This window comes from Actinoplanes sp. NPDC023801 (assembly GCF_040639655.1).
Lineage (GTDB): Bacteria > Actinomycetota > Actinomycetes > Mycobacteriales > Micromonosporaceae > Actinoplanes.
This window is the reverse complement of record NZ_JBFAAI010000008.1, coordinates 57,688-76,453: the sequence shown is the minus strand read 5'-3', so window position 1 is coordinate 76,453 and position 18,766 is coordinate 57,688. Positions and strand designations below refer to the sequence as shown.

14 protein-coding genes are annotated in these 18,766 nt (G+C 70.6%); 10 read left to right on the top strand and 4 right to left on the bottom strand.

Features of this window, described 5'->3' with window-relative positions:
* Nucleotides 1–18: 18 nt before the first annotated feature.
* The 5 genes from AB0G04_RS16880 to AB0G04_RS16860 all read left to right on the top strand — a co-directional run bounded on the left by AB0G04_RS16880 (nucleotide 19) and on the right by AB0G04_RS16860 (nucleotide 6,678).
* A complete protein-coding gene (locus AB0G04_RS16880; RefSeq protein ID WP_360982972.1) occupies nucleotides 19–960 on the top strand; it encodes a hypothetical protein in 942 nt (313 codons plus the stop codon).
* Nucleotides 957–2,588 carry an insulinase family protein gene (locus AB0G04_RS16875; RefSeq protein WP_360982970.1) on the top strand — a complete coding sequence of 544 codons (1,632 nt, stop codon included), beginning with the start codon at nucleotides 957–959 and terminating at the stop codon, nucleotides 2,586–2,588. Before AB0G04_RS16880 ends, AB0G04_RS16875 begins: the two co-directional genes overlap by 4 nt.
* Before the next feature lie 87 nt (nucleotides 2,589–2,675).
* Nucleotides 2,676–3,617 carry a hypothetical protein gene (locus AB0G04_RS16870; protein WP_360982968.1) on the top strand — a complete coding sequence of 314 codons (942 nt, stop codon included), beginning with the start codon at nucleotides 2,676–2,678 and terminating at the stop codon, nucleotides 3,615–3,617.
* A complete protein-coding gene (locus tag AB0G04_RS16865; RefSeq protein ID WP_360982966.1) occupies nucleotides 3,614–5,131 on the top strand; it encodes an insulinase family protein in 1,518 nt (505 codons plus the stop codon). Before AB0G04_RS16870 ends, AB0G04_RS16865 begins: the two co-directional genes overlap by 4 nt.
* Nucleotides 5,132–5,151: 20 nt before the next feature.
* The gene (locus AB0G04_RS16860; protein ID WP_360982964.1) at nucleotides 5,152–6,678 is read left to right on the top strand and encodes a molybdopterin-dependent oxidoreductase; all 1,527 of its coding nucleotides are present in this window, start codon (nucleotides 5,152–5,154) and stop codon (nucleotides 6,676–6,678) included.
* A gap of 159 nt (nucleotides 6,679–6,837) precedes the next feature.
* Here AB0G04_RS16860 and AB0G04_RS16855 read toward each other — a convergent pair whose 3' ends face one another.
* On the bottom strand, nucleotides 6,838–7,224 hold the full coding sequence (locus AB0G04_RS16855) for a WhiB family transcriptional regulator (RefSeq protein ID WP_360982962.1): 387 nt from the start codon (nucleotides 7,222–7,224) through the stop codon (nucleotides 6,838–6,840).
* Nucleotides 7,225–7,454: 230 nt separating this feature from the next.
* On the opposite strand from AB0G04_RS16855, the gene AB0G04_RS16850 reads away from it, so the two are divergent.
* Complete coding sequence (locus tag AB0G04_RS16850; protein WP_360982960.1) at nucleotides 7,455–8,309, top strand: helix-turn-helix transcriptional regulator; 855 nt, start codon at nucleotides 7,455–7,457, stop codon at nucleotides 8,307–8,309.
* Nucleotides 8,310–9,258: 949 nt separating this feature from the next.
* On the opposite strand, the gene AB0G04_RS16845 is transcribed toward AB0G04_RS16850, so the two are convergent.
* Complete coding sequence (locus AB0G04_RS16845) at nucleotides 9,259–9,660, bottom strand: DUF5319 domain-containing protein (protein ID WP_360982958.1); 402 nt, start codon at nucleotides 9,658–9,660, stop codon at nucleotides 9,259–9,261.
* A gap of 120 nt (nucleotides 9,661–9,780) precedes the next feature.
* On the opposite strand from AB0G04_RS16845, the gene guaB reads away from it, so the two are divergent.
* Complete coding sequence (gene guaB / locus AB0G04_RS16840; protein ID WP_360982956.1) at nucleotides 9,781–11,268, top strand: IMP dehydrogenase; 1,488 nt, start codon at nucleotides 9,781–9,783, stop codon at nucleotides 11,266–11,268.
* A 30-nt stretch (nucleotides 11,269–11,298) separates the two neighbouring features.
* Entirely contained in the window at nucleotides 11,299–12,417 is a 1,119-nt protein-coding gene (locus tag AB0G04_RS16835; RefSeq protein WP_360293205.1) for a GuaB3 family IMP dehydrogenase-related protein, read from the top strand.
* 261 nt (nucleotides 12,418–12,678) lie between these two features.
* Here AB0G04_RS16835 and AB0G04_RS16830 read toward each other — a convergent pair whose 3' ends face one another.
* Nucleotides 12,679–14,091: a M1 family metallopeptidase gene (locus AB0G04_RS16830; RefSeq protein WP_360982954.1), complete on the bottom strand. Its 1,413-nt coding sequence runs from the start codon at nucleotides 14,089–14,091 to the stop codon at nucleotides 12,679–12,681.
* Nucleotides 14,092–14,106: 15 nt separating this feature from the next.
* The gene (locus AB0G04_RS16825; RefSeq protein ID WP_360982952.1) at nucleotides 14,107–15,201 is read right to left on the bottom strand and encodes an LCP family protein; all 1,095 of its coding nucleotides are present in this window, start codon (nucleotides 15,199–15,201) and stop codon (nucleotides 14,107–14,109) included.
* 131 nt (nucleotides 15,202–15,332) lie between these two features.
* Here AB0G04_RS16825 and AB0G04_RS16820 point away from each other — a divergent pair, with 131 nt between their 5' ends.
* Both AB0G04_RS16820 and guaA read left to right on the top strand, forming a co-directional pair.
* The gene (locus tag AB0G04_RS16820; protein ID WP_360982950.1) at nucleotides 15,333–17,156 is read left to right on the top strand and encodes a S8 family serine peptidase; all 1,824 of its coding nucleotides are present in this window, start codon (nucleotides 15,333–15,335) and stop codon (nucleotides 17,154–17,156) included.
* A gap of 37 nt (nucleotides 17,157–17,193) precedes the next feature.
* Nucleotides 17,194–18,741 (top strand): glutamine-hydrolyzing GMP synthase, encoded by a 1,548-nt coding sequence (gene guaA, locus AB0G04_RS16815; protein WP_360982948.1) that lies wholly within the window; start codon nucleotides 17,194–17,196, stop codon nucleotides 18,739–18,741.
* Nucleotides 18,742–18,766: the final 25 nt, after the last annotated feature.

The window sequence follows — 18,766 nt, the reverse complement described above, 5'->3', positions numbered from 1 at the left end:
AGATCTATGCTGCCCGCCATGCCCCCGCGTCGACCGGTCCTGGACCCGGCCGCGGCGTACCCGAAAACCGCCGGATTGCGCGAAGCGCTGGACGCCGGGGACTGGCCGCGGTGCCGGGAGGTTCTGGACGCCGCCGAGCCGGTGGAACGCACCGAGCTGACGATGATCGCCTTCAGCGAGCCGGGCCTGAAGACGTTCCTGCGCGGGGTGCTCACCGGTGACCCGGGTGACGGCGCGGCCGGCGCCCTGCTCGGTCAGCACCTGATCGGGGCGGCCTGGCGGACCCGGCCCACCGCCCGCCCGGTGCGGGCCGGCCCGGATCGGCCGGCCGCATTCGTGGAGGGGCTCGAGGCGGCCGAACGGGTGCTGGTCGACGCCGCCGCCCGCAGCCCGTACGACCCGGCGATCTGGACGGCTCGCCTGAGAACCGCCCACGACCTGCGGCTCGCTCCGTCCGAGGCGCGTCGCCGCTATGACCGGCTCGCCGGCATCGACCCGCACCACCTGCCCGGGCAGTGGCAGTTCCTGCAGCAGTTGTGCCCTGAGCCGGGCGGCGACTGGGAGCCGGCGCACACGTTCGCCCGGGAGACCGCGGCGGCCGCGTCGCCCGGCTCGTTCCACCCGGTCCTGGTCGCCGAGGCGCACCTCGGGCACTGGCGGGAGGAACACCGGCGCAGTGCCGCCGCGGGCCGCCGCTACCTCACCGCAGATCCGGTCCGTGCCGAGTTGAACGAGGCCGCCGATCGTTCGGTGCGGCACCCCGCCTTCCGGCGGACCCATGGGTGGGTACGGGTGACGAGCACCTTCGCCATGGCCTTCGCCCTGCTCGACGACCGCCCGGCGGCAGCCTCCCTGTTCACCGCGCTCGGCGATCTCGGATCCGACCGCCCGTGGGACCACCTCGGCGATCCGGCCTCGGTGATCGTCAAGTATCGGAAGCGGACCGGAGGCGGCACGTGAGGCGACTGGAGGTCGACGGGATCCCGGCGGTGCTCGCCCCGGTGAGCGGCCCGGCCCACGCCGGGCTGGTGTTCCGGGTCGGCACGGCGGACGAGCCGCTGGCCCGCCGGGGCATCACCCGGCTGGCCGCGAGGCTCGTGACGGACGGCGGGGGCGGCTCGGTCGGGCCGGAACACACCTACTTCCACGTGCGGGGTTCGGCCGCCGAGATCGTCGCGTACCTGGCCGGGGTGTGTGAGGCACTGCGGAACCCGCCGATGGACAGACTGGCCGCGGTACGCGACCCGGCCCGGACGGAACGGGATCCCCTGCCGATGTGGCGGCACGGCGCTCGTGGGCCCGGCGTCGCCAGCTATCCCGAATGGGGTCTGCCGGGGCTCGGCGACGACGAGCTGCGGAAGTGGATCGCCCGCTATTTCACCAGGGAGAACGCGGCGCTCTGGCTGGCCGGCGAGGAGGTGCCCGAAGGCCTCGCCCTCGATCTGCCGACCGGCGAACGGCAGTCCGCTCCGGCGGTCGGCACGACGTTGCCGGTCACGCCCGCCTGGTTCGCCGGCGCGGCGGCCGACGTCGTCGCCTGGGACACCGTGGTACGCCGCGGGCCGCACGCCGCGGTCTTCGCGAACGTCCTGGAACGCCGCATGCTCCACGAGATGAGCGACGTCACCCGCCGGGTGCACACCGAGTACGCGATCCGCTCCGACGGTACGGCGAGGATCGTCGCGACGGCCGACGCGCTGCCGGAGAAGGCGGACGCGGCGCTCGGCGGCCTGATCGATGTGCTCGCCGGGCTGCGCGCCGGTCGGGTGGCCCCCGACGAGGTCGCCGCCGTGGTGAAGCTGACCTGCGCGGGCCTGCGCGAGTCCGAGTCCCGCGGGGCACGGCTTCCCGGCCAGGCGTTCAACCTGCTGGCCGGCCGCGAGGTGCAGACCCTCGAGGAGGCGCTGGCCGAGGTGCGGGCGGTCACCGTCACCGACGTAGTGGTGGTCGCGGCTGAGGCGTACGACGCCGGTCTGCTGATGACCCCGCCCGGCGGCACCGCCGGATGGGCCGGGTACACCGCCGCACCGGCGATGTCGCCGGCCGTGCTGCCGGGCCGCACCCACCACGGCCGCGGGAACCGGCGCCTGCGCCTCATCAGCGGCGACGACGGTGTCAGCGTGGCGGGGCCCGACGTGGTCGCCTCGGTCCGCTGGGACTCGTGCGCCGCACTGCTGGCCTGGCCGGACGGCGCCCGGCACCTGATCGGCGACGACGCTGTGGTGGCCCGGATCGAACCGACCCTGTTCCGGGGCGCCGACCGGGTGGTTCGCGAGGCCGACGCCCGGGTGCCGCAACGACTGCGGATCGAGATGCCGCCCCGCGACCGTGACCGCATCCCGCGGCCGGAACCCGCACGCGGGAGTACCGGCGGCTGGTGGCCGCTGGTCGCGGCGGTTGTGTTCGGGGTGCTCGCCGCGTTCTTCGCCGGCGGCGGTGTCTGGCTGCTCGGGCAGCTGCTCACCGGGGGCGGGGGCCCCGGCTCCAGCACCGCCGAGAACGCGCTCGTGGTCGCGTCGGCCCTGCTCTTCGGCGGATTCTTCGGACGTCTCGCCGTCACCCGGTTCCGGGAACGCTTCGCCCGATGAGATGACGGGAATCTCTGCTGTGCCGCTCTGCCGGGACGCTGGGAAAGGGGCCCGCGCCACGGGTGACGGCCATCTATAGTGCGCGCCATGATCGGATCCACCGACGTGGTGCTCGACCGGGCCGCCGCGTACCCGGAGATCGCCGGACTGAGAACAGCTCTGCGGCGTGCTGACTGGCCCGCCTGCCGGGCACTGATCGACCAGCTGGAGCCCTCGGCCCGCAGCGGAGCACTCCTCGACTGCGGCGACGAGAAGGACATCGAGGGGTTCCTGCGAGGGGTGCTGGCCGCTGATCCGGCCGACCCGGCCGCGACCGCGCTGCTCGGACACCACCTGATCAAGGTCGGCTGGCAGATTCGCACCGGTTACACCGCCGAGCACGTGAGCCGGGGACAGTTCCGGCAGTTCCACGAGTGGCTGCGCAAGGCCGAACTGCTCCTGATCGACGGCGCCGCCCGGCACCCGAAGGACCCGGCGATCTGGACCGCCCGGCTGCTCACCGCGCGTGGTCTGCAGCTCGGCCTGGCCGAGACCCGCCGCCGGCTCGACCGGGCCCTGGCAGCCCATCCGGACCACCTGCCCGCACAGTTCCAGTTCCTGCAGAGCGCCTGCCCGAAGTGGAGCGGCACCTGGGAGCTGGTGCACGGTTTCGCCCGGGACGCCGCGGCCGCCGCGCCGCCCGGATCACCGCACGCGGTGCTGATCGTCTACGCGCACCTCGAGCACATGTTCGGTGACGACGAGACCGACGTCCTCCGCTATCTGGCGAACGATGCGATCCGGGCCGAGATCTACGAGGCGGCACACCGGTCGGTCTGGCATCCGGAGTTCCGGCGCGGCTACGGCTGGCTTCAGGCGCTCAACGCGTTCGCCATGATCTTCACGATGCTCGACGACCGGCGATCCGCCGCGACCACGTTCACCGCGCTCGGCGACCTGGCCGCCGAGTACCCGTGGAACCGGGTCGGCGCCGACGTGCAGGCCCAGGTCCGGGAGGCCCGCGCATGGGCGTACGAGGGAGCGTCATGATCACTCAGCTGGAGGTCGACGGCATTCCCGCGCTGATCGCGCCGACCACCGGACAGATGCATGCCGGCCTGGCGTTCCGGGTCGGATTCGCCGACGAGCCGCTGGCCCGGCGCGGGATCACGCACCTCATCGAGCATCTCGCGCTGCACTCGTTCGGGGTGGCCGACTACCACTACAACGGTGCCACCGGCGTCGAGCACACCTTCTTCCACATGCAGGGCGTCGAGGCGGACATCGTCGCCTTCCTCAACGGGGTCTGTGCCGGGCTGCGCGACCTGCCGATGAACCGGCTCGAGGTCGAGAAGGAGATCCTGCGGACCGAGCAGAACAGCCGGGGCGAGTCACCGGCCGAGCGGCTGGCCCTGTGGCGGCACGGGGCCCGCGACTACGGCATGCCCGGATACCCCGAGTGGGGGCTGCACGGTCTCACCCCCGACGACCTGCGTGCCTGGGTGGCCCGGTATTTCAACCGGGACAACGCGGTGCTCTGGATCGCCGGGCCCGGCGTGCCCGCCGGCCTCCGGCTCGATCTGCCGGACGGCACGCGTCAGGTGCTCCCGGCTCCTTCTTCCACTCTTCCGGTACGCCCGGCGTACTTCACCGGTGACTCGAACGTCGTCGCCTGGGACGCCGTGGTGAGGCGCGGCGCCGCCTCCGCGGTCTTCGCCGACGTGCTGCGGCGGATGATGTTCCGCTCGCTGCGTCAGGAGGGCGGCCTCTCCTACAACGTGCTGACCGACTACACGCCGCGAGCTGACGGCCGGGCCGTGCTCATGGCGGTCGCCGACGCGCTGCCGGAGAAACAGGACGCCGTGCTCGGCGGGTTCGTCGACGTGCTGGCCGCCGCCCGGCTCGGCATGATCGAGCAGGCCGAGGTGACCACGGTCGTCAACCAGCGCCGGGACGAGATGACGCACGCCGACGCGGCCGGCGGCCGGCTGCCGGGTCAGGCGTTCAACCTGCTCGCCGGTCGCCCGCTGCAGGATCTCGAGGAGGCGCTGGCCGAGCTCGGCGCGGTGACCCGCGACGACGTCGCCGCGGTCGCCGCCGAGGCCTGCGCCGACGGCCTCCTGATGACCCCGGGGGACAACGAGGCCGGCTGGGCCGGATTCACCGAGGCTCCGTCGGAGTCCGAGATCCTGGTGGACGGCATCGTCTACCCGTCGATCGGCGACTCGGCGCCCCGCCTCACCGCCGGCGAGCGGGGGCTCAGCGTGACCCGGATGGATTCGGTGGCCACCGTGCTCTTCGACAAGTGTTCGGCCGTACTGGCCTGGCCGGATGGCGGCCGGATCTTCATCGGGCACGACGCGGTGCAGGTACGGGTCGAGCCGGCCCTCTATCCGGACGGGCATGCCGTGGTGGCGGCCCTGGACGCACGGGTCCGGCCGGAGTTGCGGGTCGCGATGCCGCCCCGTGATCCGGAGCGGATTCCGCGCCCACCCACGTCCGACCGGGACGCCGGGACCGGCTCGGTGTTGTCCCGGGCGTTCCGGCGGATACGGGGACGCTGAAGACCGTGCACCATGGTGGGGTGAAGGCAACGATCAGACCCGGGCTGGCCGGGGTGGCGGCGGCCGCGGTGGCGCTCGGCGTGGCCGAGTTGTTCGCCGTCCTGACCGGCACGCGTTCGGCTCCGCTCGTGGCGGTCGGCGGGGTGGTGGTCGATCATGTGCCCGCTCCGGTCAAGGACTTCGGCATCGCCGTCTTCGGGGTGCACGACAAGACCGCCCTGATCATCGGTACGGCCCTGCTGCTCGCCGTCTACGCGTACGGGGTCGGTGTGCTGGCCGGCCGGCGATGGGCACTGGCGGTCGCCGGGATCGGGCTGTTCGGGCTGGTGGGAGCGCTGGCGGCGGTGACCCGTCCGGGTGCCGGAGCGGCCTCTGTGGTGCCGTCGATCGCCGGGGCGCTGGTGGCCGTGGCGGTGCTGCGACACCTGACGCGGCGGGCCGGTGCGGCGCGCATCGACGAGGGCGGCACGGAGTCGTACGAGATCCAGGAAGGTCGTCGCCGTTTTGTCCGCGACCTGGGGATCGTGGCCGCCGTGACGGCGGCCACGGGGGTCGGTGGCCGGCTGCTCACCTCGCGCCGCACGGTGACCTCGGCCCGCGCCGGCATCACGCTGCCGCCCGCGGCCGAGCCCACGCCCGTGCTGCCGGCCGGGGTGAACACGCCCGGTGCGGTGCCCTACGTGACGCCCAACCGGCACTTCTACCGGATCGACACCGCCCTGGTCACGCCGCAGGTGGACCCGGAGTCGTGGAGCCTGCGGATCCACGGGATGGTTCGCAACCCGATCACGATCACCTGGGCCGAGCTGCTGAAACGGCCGATGGTCGAGCGGTACCTGACGCTCGCCTGCGTCTCGAACGAGGTCGGCGGCGACTTGATCGGCAACGCGCTCTGGCTGGGCACCCCGATCAAGGCACTGCTCGACGAGGCCGGCCCCCTGCCCGAAGCGGATCAGGCGGTGCAACGCTCGTCGGACGGCTGGACGTGCGGCACACCGACCGCGGTACTTCGCGACGGCCGGGACGCGCTGCTCGCGATCGGGATGAACTCCGAGCCGCTGCCGGTCGCGCACGGCTTCCCGGTCCGGATGGTCGTTCCCGGACTGTACGGCTACGTCTCGGCCTGCAAATGGATCACCGAGATCGAGCTGACCCGGTTCGCCGACTTCGACGCCTACTGGGTGCCGCGCGGGTGGTCCGCCCAGGCCCCGGTGAAGACGCAGTCCCGAATCGACACTCCGCGTGACCGTGCGCGGAAGCCGGCCGGAACGGTGACGGTCGCGGGAGTCGCATGGGCGACACATCGGGGCATCGCCAAGGTCGAGGTGCAGGTGGACGACGGTCCGTGGCAGACCGCTGAGCTCGCCGCGGCGGTCTCCGCGGACACCTGGCGGCAGTGGAGCCTGACCTGGGCGGCCTCCGCCGGGCGGCACACCCTTCGGGTACGTGCGACCGATCTCGATGGGGTGACCCAGACACCGCTGGAAGCCCCGCCGGCCCCGGACGGCGCCACCGGACTGCACCAGGTGACCGTCGACATCGGCTAGTTGAAAGCCGCACTTTCGGTCCGACTCGGGAATGCAAGTCGCTCATACGGTGGCTTGCATGTCCACCAATGCGGTTGAAGAACCGCTGAACCACTCGACACGGCCCTCCGCGGAGGACCGTGCCGGAAGCCGTGTGGTGATGCCGCGCGCCGGACGCCGTCAGGCCGCCGGGGCCTGCCGTTGCGCCGGTACCGCCGTCTTGTGGGGCCGGCCGAGGCGTGCCTCGAGCCGTAGCAGGTCGACTCGTCCGTGACGATCGGCAAGGTCTTCCCAGCCGATCGCGAGCAGCCGCAGCCGCTCCGATTCGCTGAAACCTCCCCACACGCCGTACGGCTCGCGAACGGCGAGGGCGTGCGCGGCACACTCGGCCCGAACCGGGCAGACGCCGCACATGGCCTTCGCCTTCGCCTCGCGACGATTGCGGGACGACCCGCGCTCGCCGTCGGGGTGGAAGAACTGTGCACTGTCCCGGCCCCGGCAGAGTCCCAGTCTCTGCCAATCCCAGAGATCGGCGATGGGACCGGGCAGCCTGCGAACGTTCGACATCAACACCCTCCTCCCGCGCGGCACCGCGGAGCGTTCGTCGTGAGGGGCCTGGAGACGGCCTTTCGGCGGTGTACCCCGGCAACGCCCGGCTCACACGCACCATGTCGATGTCTTCGCGAGCCGTATGGCAAGGGGTGGCAAGTCATACCTTTCTTTCCCGTTTTTTCCATCTAAAGCGCGTAATGCTGCGGCCCTCGCGTGATCTCCTCTGAGAGAGAAGGAGGATCACTGTGCGTACCGTCCTCGTGTGCGTCCGAACCCCGCTGGCGGCCCAGACCGTCGCGTCCACCGCGGCCCGGCTCGGCATGACCGGCGTCGTCCGGACCGCGGTCAGCGAGACCGAGGCCATGATCCGACTGGCGGAACGGCCCGCCGAAGTGGTCCTGGCCGACACCGCCGTGACCCGGCCCGACAGCGTCGGGTTCACCCGGCGCGTACTAGCCCGTGCCCCACAGGCGCAGTTGGTGCTCTTCGGCGCTGAAGACCCCCGGGTCGCAGCGGCCGCAGTCGCCGCCGGCGCCCGCGGGGTCATCCGCGGCGTCGAGCACGACCTGGTCAGCGTCGTGGCGAAAGCGCTGCTCCTACTGCTGTTGCCGGTACGCCCGCAAGGCATGCCGATCAACGGCGCCAACGCTCAACCGGCCACCGTGGCCGGCGGCGTCCGCAACAACAACTCCCCGGCCGCCCGCGGCCAATACCAGCAGGGACCCGGCGGCATCGGCGTGCACAACGCCGCCGCGGTACCCGCCATGCTCGGGCCCAACGCCCCGATGGTGCCGTCGCAGCGTGGCGACGCACCCATCGACCCGGCGACCGGCCGGCCGATGGTGGCGTGGCCCGGCAACGAGGCAGGCGTCGGGATGACCGACGCGCAGCCCGCCGGGCGGCGGCTCACGCTCACCGAACGTGAACTACAGGTGCTGCGGGGGATGGCAGACGGCAAGAGCAACGCCGAGATCGGCCGAGAACTGTTCGTCTCCGAAGACACCGTCAAGACTCACGCCCGGCGGTTGTTCCGCAAGCTGGGGGCGCGGGACCGGGCTCACGCTGTGGCGGCGGGATTCCGGGCGGGGCTTGTCGCTTAGGTCGGCGGCTCGGTCGCCTTGGGGCTGGAGGTGAGCCGGGCGGCTGGCTGGGCCGCTCCGGTTGGGTCGGGCGGACGGTGGGGCCGGTTGGTCGGCTCGGTTGTCGAGGTGAGCCGGGCAGGTCATCTCGGGGCCGGGTTGAGGCGACCGGGCCGCCTTACCCAGACCCAGCCGCTTGGGAGCTGGTGAGCTGGGCCGGTTTATCGGGCTTGGGTCACACCTTGGAGGCTGAGATGTGGCGGAGAGGTCGGCCTGGTGGCTCGGGTGGGCCGGTGGGTTGGCCTGGTGGCTCGGGTGGGCCGGTGGGTTGGCCTGGTGGCTCGGGTGGGCCGGTGGGTTGGCCTGGTGGCTCGGGTGGGCCGGTGGGTTGGCCTGGTGGCTCGGGTGGGCCGGTGGATTGGCCTGGTGGCTCGGGTGGGCCGGTGGGTTGGCCTGGTGGCTCAGGTAGGCCGGTGGGTTGGCCTGGTGGCTCAGGTGGGCCGGCCTGGTTTGCTGAGCTGGCTGGCTTCGCTTCGCTCCGCGGCAAAATGCCTTGTAACCGGTGACGAGGCAGGCGATTTCCCGCCACCCAGCAAACCCCGCTGGGCGTCGGCAAATCGACTGCCTCGTCACCGGCGGCATTTTGCGGGTTGTCCCGTGGCCACGTGTGCACTGGAAAACGTGCGGGCGATGTTTGGCGGGTTTCGTGGCTACGCACGTGTGGGCCGGTGGTTCTGTGGTCTGAGGCGTCCCGGCTTGGTCGGTCGCCTTGGCCTGGCGGCCTCGCGGCCTCGCGTGGCGTGTTGGCCTGGCGGCCTTGCGTTTTGCCTGGCGGCCTTGCGTTTTGCCTGGCGGCCTTGCGTTTTCTCGGCGGTTTGGGTTTCTTGGCCTGGCGGCTTGCGCTTGGGGCCGGCGGCCTTGGGCCTTGGCCTCTTTGGGGCTGTGGGGGCTTTGGTGTTGGTTTGGGGGTTTAGGGGGTTTCGTCGTCTGAGCCCTCGGTCAGGGTGTCATGCACGCCGTCTGCGTAGCCTCGGGCGTACTCCCACGTCACGTAGTGATCGGGGTCGGGGTCGTAGGCGGGCTCGTGGACCCTTGGGCGGCCGCTGGTCAGCAGGTGCCGCAGGTTGCCTCGCAGCAGATCCCAGTCGAAGTAGTGCGGCTCGTGGCAGTCCTCGCACTCGATCACCAGCCCGCGGATGCCCGTCGGACTGAGCAGCGCCTGGTAGATCTCCAGGTCGGAGAGGTCCTCCAGGACGTCCTGCCGCTCTTCCTCGGTCAGCGGTTCGGACTCGGCGTCCTCGTTGAGGTCGTCGAGTTCGGCGGCCGGATCGGTCGGGTCGCCGTTGAACGGGTCGATGGGCTCATCTTGCACCCCCATACCGTACTCACCTCCCGAGCGGGTGTGCTGGCCCGCACGTTCTGTCCGCCGCCCGGGTGGCCGCTCCGGGATGGGTAGGATGATGAACTCCGCCTCTTCTCTAGGGAATGATCTGTGGAAAACGACAGCGCTCGCACCGTTCCTCTCGGCCTCACGTTCGACGATGTGCTGCTGCAGCCCGGTGAGTCGGACGTGGTGCCCAGCCGGGTCAACACGGTCACTCGCCTGACCCGCAACGTCGAGCTCACGATCCCGCTGCTGTCCGCGGCGATGGACACGGTGACCGAGGCCCGCATGGCGATCGCCATGGCGCGTGAGGGCGGCATCGGCGTGCTGCACCGCAATCTCTCCGCGGAGGATCAGGCCGCCCAGGTCGACCTGGTGAAGCGCTCCGAGTCCGGCATGATCACCAACCCGATCACCTGCAGCCCCGACGACACCCTGGGCCAGGTCGACGCGCTCTGCGCGAAGTACCGGATCTCCGGTGTCCCGGTGGTCGACGGCGAGGGCCGGCTCGTCGGGATAGTGACCAACCGTGACATGCGGTTCGTCACCGACCCGAGCACCAAGGTGCGCGACGTGATGACCAAGTCGCCGCTGATCACCGCCCCGGTCGGGGTGAGCAAGGCCGACGCGCTCGACCTGCTGCGCCGCCACAAGGTGGAGAAGCTGCCGCTGGTCGACGAGAGCGGCCGGCTGCGCGGGCTGATCACCGTGAAGGACTTCACCAAGTCCGAGCAGTACCCGGACGCCACCAAGGACGACCAGGGCCGTCTCCGGGTGGCCGCCGCGGTCGGGGTCGGCGACGACTCGTACAAGCGGGCCCGTGGCCTGATCGACGCCGGCGTCGACGTGATCATCGTGGACACCTCGCACGGTCACCAGCGCCAGGTGCTCGACATGATCGCCCGGCTCAAGAAGGACACCGTCACCGACATCGTCGGGGGCAACGTGGCGACGTACGCGGGTGCCAAGGCGATGGTCGAGGCGGGTGCCGACGCGGTCAAGGTCGGTGTCGGCCCCGGCGCGATCTGTACCACCCGGATCGTTGCGGGCGTCGGTGTGCCGCAGATCACGGCGATCATGGAGGCGTCCCGCGCCTGCAAGCCGGCCGGCGTCCCGGTGATCGGCGACGGCGGTATCCAGTACAGCGGCGACATCGCCAAGGCCCTGGTGGCCGGCGCCAACGCGGTGATGCTCGGCGGTCTGCTGGCCGGCTCCGAGGAGAGCCCCGGCGAGCTGATCTTTGTGAACGGCAAGCAGTTCAAGTCCTACCGCGGCATGGGTTCACTCGGCGCCATGCAGTCACGCGGTCAGGCCAAGTCCTACTCCAAGGACCGCTACTTCCAGCACGACGTGCCCGAGGAGAAGCTGGTTCCGGAGGGTGTCGAGGGTCAGGTGCCCTACCGCGGCCCGCTCTCCCGGGTGGTCGGCCAGCTGGTCGGCGGTGTCCGGCTGGCGATGGGCTACGCCGGTGCGGAGACCATCACCGACCTGCAGGAGCGTGGACAGCTCATCCGGATCACGGCGGCCGGCCTCAAGGAGAGCCACCCGCACGACATCCAGATGACCGTCGAAGCCCCCAACTACCACTCGCGGTAACACCGCCCCCTTAAAAGAGGACTGTCAGTCATGCGTGACGTCGTGGAGATCGGCCTCGGGAAGACCGCCCAGCGCGGCTACCACCTGGACGACATCGCCATCGTTCCGAGCCGTCGCACCCGCGACGTGGACGACGTGTCGACCGAGTGGAAGCTCGACGCCTACCCCTTCAAGATCCCCTGCGTCGCGCACCCGTCGGACGCCACCCAGAGCCCCGAGTCGGTGATCGCGCTGGGCCGCCTCGGCGGCCTCGGTGTGCTCAACGCCGAAGGCCTCTGGACCCGTTACGAGGACCCCTCCAAGATCCTCGAAGAGCTGGCCTCGCTCGACGAGGACGCCGACGCCACCCGGCGCCTGCAGGAGGTCTACGCCGAGCCGATCAAGCCGGAACTGATCGCCGAGCGGGTACGCGAGATCCGCGCGTCCGGCGTCACCACGGCCGTCCGGGTGTCGCCGCAGCACACCCTGGCTCTCGCGCCGGTGGTGCTGGACGCGGGCGTCGACCTGCTGGTCATCCAGGGCACCCTGGTCTCGGCCGAGCACGTGTCCACGACGGACGAACCGCTGAACCTCAAGGAGTTCATCGCCGACCTCGACCTGCCGGTCATCGTCGGCGGCTGCACCGACTACAAGACGGCCCTGCACCTGATGCGGACCGGTGCGGCCGGCGTCATCGTGGGTGTCGGCGCCGACGAGTGGTCCACGACGGACACCGTTCTCGGGATCCGGGTGCCGATGGCGACCGCGATCGCCGACGCCGCGGCCGCCCGCCGTGACTACCTCGACGAGACCGGTGGCCGGTACGTGCACCTGATCGCCGACGGTGGCATCGCCACCTCCGGGGACATCGCCAAGGCCATCGGCTGCGGCGCCGACGCTGTCATGCTCGGTGAGCCGCTGTCGCTCGCCGAAGGTGCCCCGGCCGGAGGCGCGTGGTGGCACTCGGCTGCTTCGCACCCGGCCCTCCCGCGCGGTGGTTTCTGTATCGCTGGCGAGCCGGACGGCACCCTCGAGGAGGTCCTGTACGGCCCCGCGAACAGCGCCAACGGCCAGCTCAACCTGTTCGGCGGTCTGAAGCGCGCGATGGCCAAGTGCGGCTACCGCGACGTGAAGGAGTTCCAGAAGGTCTCCCTGGTCCTCGACCACTGACCGACCACGTACACGAAAACGGCGGGCCCCCGGGCCCGCCGTTTCTCGTCCCAGCTCCAGTCCCGCGGCGGGCCACGCCCCGAGCCACGCCCAGCTGCGCGCCACCGCCGTCTCAACGTGGTCGAGGCAGCGGTGTGTGCCAGCTGGGTAGGAGACGGTGGGCGGGCGGGTTGGTGGGCAGCAGCCCGGCGCGGGCGCTGGAGAGCTTGCGCCGGGGAAACGTCGCTGCGGAGCCCGGGTGCTCCTCGTAGCCGTACGAAATCAGGGTTTCGGGGGTTTTGCCGGGTCGGTCAGCCAGGACTTGAAGAAGGGCGCGAGGTCACGCCCCGCCGCAGTGGAGGCGGCCTTGATGAACTGGTCCGTGGTCACGTTGCCGTCGCGGTGCTCGGCCGTCCAGGACTTGACCAGCTTGAAGAAGGCGTCGTCACCGATGGTCCTGCGGAGTGCATGGACCGTCATGCCGCCGCGCTGGTAGACGGCCGATCCGAAGAGGCGTCGCGGTGTGGGGTCGCCGGGTGCCTCGGTCCAGTTGAAGCTCGCGTACGTGCGGTCGAAGATCTGCTGCGCGGTGTCCTCGCCGTCGTGCTCCGCCCAGAGCCACTCGGCGTACGTGGCGAAACCCTCGTTGAGCCAGATGTCCTGCCAGCGGGCGAGGGCGACGCTGTCGCCGAACCACTGGTGGGCCAGTTCGTGCGCGACCACCCCGGTGTTCTCGCCGCCCAGGAAGAACACGTTGCCGTAGACCGGGCGCGACTGGGTCTCCAGCGCGTACTTGATCTTCTCCTCCTCGACGACGACCCCGCCGTTGGCCTTGAAGGGGTACGGCCCGAACTGTGTCTCCAGGAAGTCGGTGATCTCCCCGGTACGGGCCAGCGACTTCACGGCCGGATCGTTCGCGGGCATCGACTCGGGAACCGCGATGACCATCGGCCGTCCGGCGTGGACGGACTCGGTGACCCGGTACTGGCCGATCACCACGGTGGCGAGATAACTGGCCATCGGGGAATCCTCGGACCAGCGCCAGGTGGTCCAGCCGTTCGCGGTGTCGCGTTTGCCGGGAACACCGTTGGCGATCACCTCGACACCCCGCGGCACGGTCATCGCGAGTTTGAGGGTCGCCTTGTCCGACGGGTGGTCGTTGACCGGGAACCAGGTGCTCGCCGACTCGGGCTGGCCCAGCGCGATCGCACCGGAGCTGCCGTCGCGCAGCCAGCCGCTGGTGCCGAGGGTGTCGTTCTTGGTCGGGGTGGGCGTGCCGCCGTAGGTGACGACCACGGTGAACCCGCGCCCGGACGGGATCCCGGCGGCGGGCGTGACGACCAGCTCGGCCTCCTCGGCCTTGGCTGTCGCGGCGGCCCCGTCGACGGTGACCCCGGTGGCGCTCAGGCCGCTCAGGTCGAGGTTGAAGCGGGACAGGTCCTGGGTGGCGGTGGCGGTGAGGGTCGCGGTGCCCTGCAGGCGGCCGGACGAGGGGTCGTAGCGCAGCGCCAGATCGTAGCCGCCGACGTCGTAGCCGCCGTTGCCGTACTTCGGGAAGTAGGGGTCGCCCGCACCGTCGGCCCCGGGCCGGAAACCCGGGGCACTCGACGTGGGACCCGGCACCGGGTCGTCCTTGACGGGCGAGCACCCGGAGAGCGCCAACAGCACGATCAGCCCGCCCACCCGTCGCCTCATGATTCGAGGGTACGTCTAGCCCTTGTCGACGAGTTTCGGGTGCGACCTCAGGTACGCCTCGTGGTTGCCCTTGGCGATCGCCTTGACGAACCCACGGCCCTCCTCCTTGAGCTGCTCACCCAGGTAGCCTCCGCCACTGCCGACGCCCTCGCCGGGCAGCGACACCGTGGTGATCTTCGAGGCGTCGAGGTCGCGGAGTGCGTAGGCGTACTCGAAGGGGGTACGGCCGCCCACGTAGACGAGTGACTCCCCGAGGGCGTCCATGACGGAGCGCAGCTTGGCCGGATCGTCGAGCCCCTGCGAGAGGGCCTTGTCGAGGATCGCCTCGACCAGCTGCCGGTGGTGCCGCTGCCGGTCGTAGTCGCCGTTGGGCAGCCCGTACCGCTGGCGGCCGTAGTCGAGTGCCTGCCAGCCGACCAGGTGCCGCCGGCCGGGCTGGTAGACCGCCTGCGGTCCGTAGTAGTCACCGCCGGACAACGGCCGCATCCTGCCGTCCGGCGTGCGGTGCCGTGACTTCACCTTCTGGTCGACCACCAGGTCGATGCCGCCGAGCTCGTCGACGAGCTTGTCGAGGCCCTGGAAATTGAGGACGGCCCCGCCGTGGAACGTCTTGATGCCGGTATACGCACTAAGGGCCTTGGTGAGCAGTTCGTAACCCTGTTCGACGCTTTTCTTGTCGGAACCGGGGATTCGGGAACCGCGGCTCATCGCCTCGGTGATCTTGTGCCGTCCACCACGGAATCCGGACTTTTTGTACGCCGGAATGTCGACCCGCAGATCCCGCGGCAGTGAGAAGAGGTAACCGGACTTCAGGTCCGCTTCCACGTGGAGCAGCATGATCGTGTCGGCGTGCGGCTCGTAGCCGGGGATGCTCACCCGGGTGTCCACACCGATCAGCACCAGGTCGAGGGGCCCTTCGATGTCCGCGCCGGGAGACGGCGCGGGGGAGGCGCTCGGCGTGCTGTTCCCGGCCGCGGCGCTCGCGGAGGCGACCGGCGCGGCGGCGGACCCCGAGGAGTCCCGGTTCACCGCGATGGCGACGCCCACTCCGGCGACCAGGGCGACGGCGGTGCCGGCCACGATCGACCAGGTGATCTTGCTGTTCCGCATAGCGCGAACAGTAAATGAGAAGCCGGTAACGCTCAATGCCGCGGGCTATTGCCAGATTGAAGATCACCGGTACTCTGGCTCGGCGATTCGCCGGTCCGCGGCGGATCGCCCCACGGGGAGGCAATCCAAGAATGAAATCCAATCGCCGGCGGATAGTCGTCGGTCTCGCCGCCACCACGGCCCTGGTCACCGGCAGCGTTCTGGCGCCGGTCGCGGGCGCCTCGGTCACCGGTGCCGGCCGTGAACTTCCCGTCCGTCTCCTGGTCGGCCTGCGGGACGGCGTCGAGGCGGACATCACACTTCCCACTCTGAGCAGGCTCGGGCTGGCCCAGGCCGACAGCGCCGGCGGCAGCACCGCACGCCGCCTGCTCAGCGAGATCGGCGTCAAGTCGGTCGAGGTGCCGGGCAGCCGCGCGGCGGCCGTGCAGGCGGCGCTGCGACTCGACCCGAACGTCGCGTACGTGCAGGTCGACCCGCGGGCCAAGAAGATGGAGGTCACTCCGGACGACCCGCTGTTCGTCCAGGGCGGCCAGCCGGAGCTGGCCCAGATGCGGGTGCCCACCGCCTGGGACACCACGACCGGCGCCAAGGTCAAGGTCGCGGTCGTCGACACCGGCGTGAACGCGGTCGGTGACCTGACCGGCAAGGTCCTGCAGGGTTACGACTTCGTCGAGCGCGGTGACAGCGACCCCTCCGACGACGAGGGCCACGGCACCATGGTGGCCTCGCTGATCGCCGCGACGCCGAACAACGGTTCCGGTATGGCCGGTGTCTGCGCGCAGTGCGACATCCTGCCGGTCAAGGTTCTCGACAGCAACGGCAGCGGCTGGCACTCCGACATCGCCGAGGGCATCATGTGGGCGGCCGGTCAGGGCGCCAAGGTGATCAACCTGTCGCTCGGCGGCCCCTCGGCATCGGCGGTGATGAAGGACGCGGTGGCCTGGGCCAACGCCAAGGGCGCCCTGGTCGTCGCGGCGGCCGGCAACGAGGGCACCACGACGATGCAGTACCCCGCGGCGTACCCGGACGTGCTCGCGGTCGGCGCCTCCGACACCCGCCGGAGCACCACCGCGCGGGCCTCGTTCTCCAGCTACGGCAACTGGGTGGACGTGTCCGCGCCGGGCATCACGGCGGCGATGACCCGGACCGGTCAGTACTGCTCCGATGCGCCGTCCTCGAACTCGCAGTGCTGGTCACCCGAGTACCAGGACCCGTACAACGTGCAGGGCACCTCGTTCGCGGCTCCGCTCGTCTCCGGCGTGGCGGCGCTCGTCGCCTCGCACCGGCCCACCTACCAGGGCTGGGGCATCCGGTACGGGATCACCGCGTCGGCGCGTAAGGACAACACCTGGACCATGTTCGGCTCAGTGGACGCGGCCGGGGCTCTGACCAAGGGCAACGACACCGGTGTGCCGTCGGCCACCGGGTTCAGTCCGGCGGCGAACGCGAAGGTGCGCGGCAACCTGGCGGTCACCCCGTCCGGGCTGAAGGACAACCTGTCCGGCATCCGCAACGTCGACATCTACGTCGACGGCAAATGGCACGGGTGGGACTACGTCGCCCCGTTCGCGCCGACCCTCCGTACGCAGGGCCGCAACGGGCCGATCAAAGTCCAGCTGCGGGTCTACGACCGGGCCGGCAACAACGTCTGGCTGCCGGCTCGCTGGTACACGGCCGACAACCTCGCCCCGGCGGTGTCGGTGACCAAGGCCCCGGCCAACAAGGCCAAGGTCAAGGGCACCGTGAAGGTGTACGCCAAGGCCAGTGACAAGTCGGGCATCAGCAAGGTTCAGCTGCTGGTCAACGGCAAGGTGGTGGCGACCGACACGAAGACGGGCTACGTGCTCTCCTTCAAGGTCTCCAGCCAGAGCCGGACGATGAAGGTACGGGTCCGCGCTTACGACAAGGCGGGCAACGTGAGGTACACGACGATCCGCACGTACTACCGGGCCTGACAAGTTCGGGGTGCTCACCCGCCGGTATCCTCGGCGGGTGAGCACCCCGCGTCCCGTCCTCGTCGTCGACTTCGGCGCCCAGTACGCTCAGTTGATCGCCCGCCGGGTCCGCGAGGCCCGTGTCTACTCCGAGATCGTCCCGCACTCGATGCCGGTGGCCGAGATGCTGGCGAAGAACCCCGCCGCGATCATCCTCTCCGGCGGACCCTCGAGCGTCTACGAGCCCGGAGCTCCGTCGCTCGACCCCGGTCTGTTCGACAACGACGTTCCGGTCTTCGGCATCTGTTACGGCTTCCAGGCGATGGCCCAGGCACTCGGCGGCACGGTGGCGCACACCGGCTCCCGGGAGTACGGCCGCACCCTTCTGGAGAGCCGCGGCGGCACCCTGCTCCGCGAACTGCCCGCCGACCTGCCCGTCTGGATGAGCCACGGCGACAGCGTCGCGGTCGCCCCGGAGGGCTTCACGGTCACCGCCTCCACGCCCGGCGCCCCGGTTGCCGCCTTCGAGGACCTGACCACGAAGCGGGCCGGTGTGCAGTTCCACCCCGAGGTGGCGCACACCGAGCAGGGCCAGGAGATGCTCAAGCGCTTCCTGTACGACATCGCCGGCATTTCCCCGACCTGGACTCCCGGGAACATCATCGACGACCAGGTCGCCTTGATCCGCTCGGTCGTGGGCGACAAGCAGGTCATCTGCGGTCTCTCCGGCGGCGTCGATTCCGCGGTGGCCGCGGCTCTCGTCCACAAGGCGGTCGGTGACCAGCTCACCTGCATCTTCGTCGACCACGGCCTGCTTCGTGCGGGCGAGGCCGAGCAGGTCGAGAAGGACTATGTCGCCGCGACCGGTATCCGCCTGAAGGTCGTCGACGCTTCGGAGCAGTTCCTGGGGCACCTGGCCGGGGTCACCGACCCGGAGCAGAAGCGCAAGATCATCGGGCGGGAGTTCATCCGCACGTTCGAGCAGGCGGCTCGCGAGCTCGACGCCGAGCGTCACATCGAGTTCCTGGTGCAGGGCACCCTCTATCCGGACGTCGTCGAGTCCGGCGGCGGCACCGGTACGGCGAACATCAAGTCGCACCACAACGTCGGTGGCCTGCCCGACGACCTGCAGTTCGCGCTGATCGAGCCGCTGCGCACCCTGTTCAAGGACGAGGTGCGTGCCCTCGGTGCCGCGCTGGGCCTCCCGGAGGAGATGGTGCAGCGGCACCCGTTCCCCGGCCCCGGCCTGGCGATCCGCATCATCGGCGCGGTCGACCGGGAGCGCCTCGACGTCCTGCGCGCGGCCGACCTGATCGCCCGCGAGGAACTGGCCGCCTCCGGACTGGACCGCGAGGTCTGGCAGTTCCCGGTGGTGCTGCTCGCCGATGTGCGCAGCGTCGGCGTGCAGGGCGACGGGCGCACCTACGGGCACCCGGTGGTGCTGCGTCCGGTGTCCTCGGAGGACGCCATGACGGCCGACTGGTCGCGCCTGCCGTACGACCTGATCGCCAAGATCTCGAACCGGATCACCAACGAGGTGCGCGAGATCAACCGGGTCGTGCTGGACATCACGAGCAAGCCCCCGGGCACCATCGAGTGGGAGTAACGGTCAGTAGTGGATCAATCGCTCA

Excerpts from the sequence above, each read along its gene's own strand:
- AB0G04_RS16820 (WP_360982950.1), top strand. The coding sequence starts at position 15,333 with ATGAAATCCAATCGCCGGCGGATAGTCGTCGGTCTCGCCGCCACCACG.
- AB0G04_RS16830 (WP_360982954.1), bottom strand. The coding sequence starts at position 14,091 with ATGAGGCGACGGGTGGGCGGGCTGATCGTGCTGTTGGCGCTCTCCGGG.
- AB0G04_RS16835 (WP_360293205.1), top strand. The coding sequence starts at position 11,299 with ATGCGTGACGTCGTGGAGATCGGCCTCGGGAAGACCGCCCAGCGCGGC.
- AB0G04_RS16855 (WP_360982962.1), bottom strand. The coding sequence starts at position 7,224 with ATGTCGAACGTTCGCAGGCTGCCCGGTCCCATCGCCGATCTCTGGGAT.
- AB0G04_RS16880 (WP_360982972.1), top strand. The coding sequence starts at position 19 with ATGCCCCCGCGTCGACCGGTCCTGGACCCGGCCGCGGCGTACCCGAAA.
- AB0G04_RS16870 (WP_360982968.1), top strand. The coding sequence starts at position 2,676 with ATGATCGGATCCACCGACGTGGTGCTCGACCGGGCCGCCGCGTACCCG.
- AB0G04_RS16825 (WP_360982952.1), bottom strand. The coding sequence starts at position 15,201 with ATGCGGAACAGCAAGATCACCTGGTCGATCGTGGCCGGCACCGCCGTC.
- AB0G04_RS16865 (WP_360982966.1), top strand. The coding sequence starts at position 3,614 with ATGATCACTCAGCTGGAGGTCGACGGCATTCCCGCGCTGATCGCGCCG.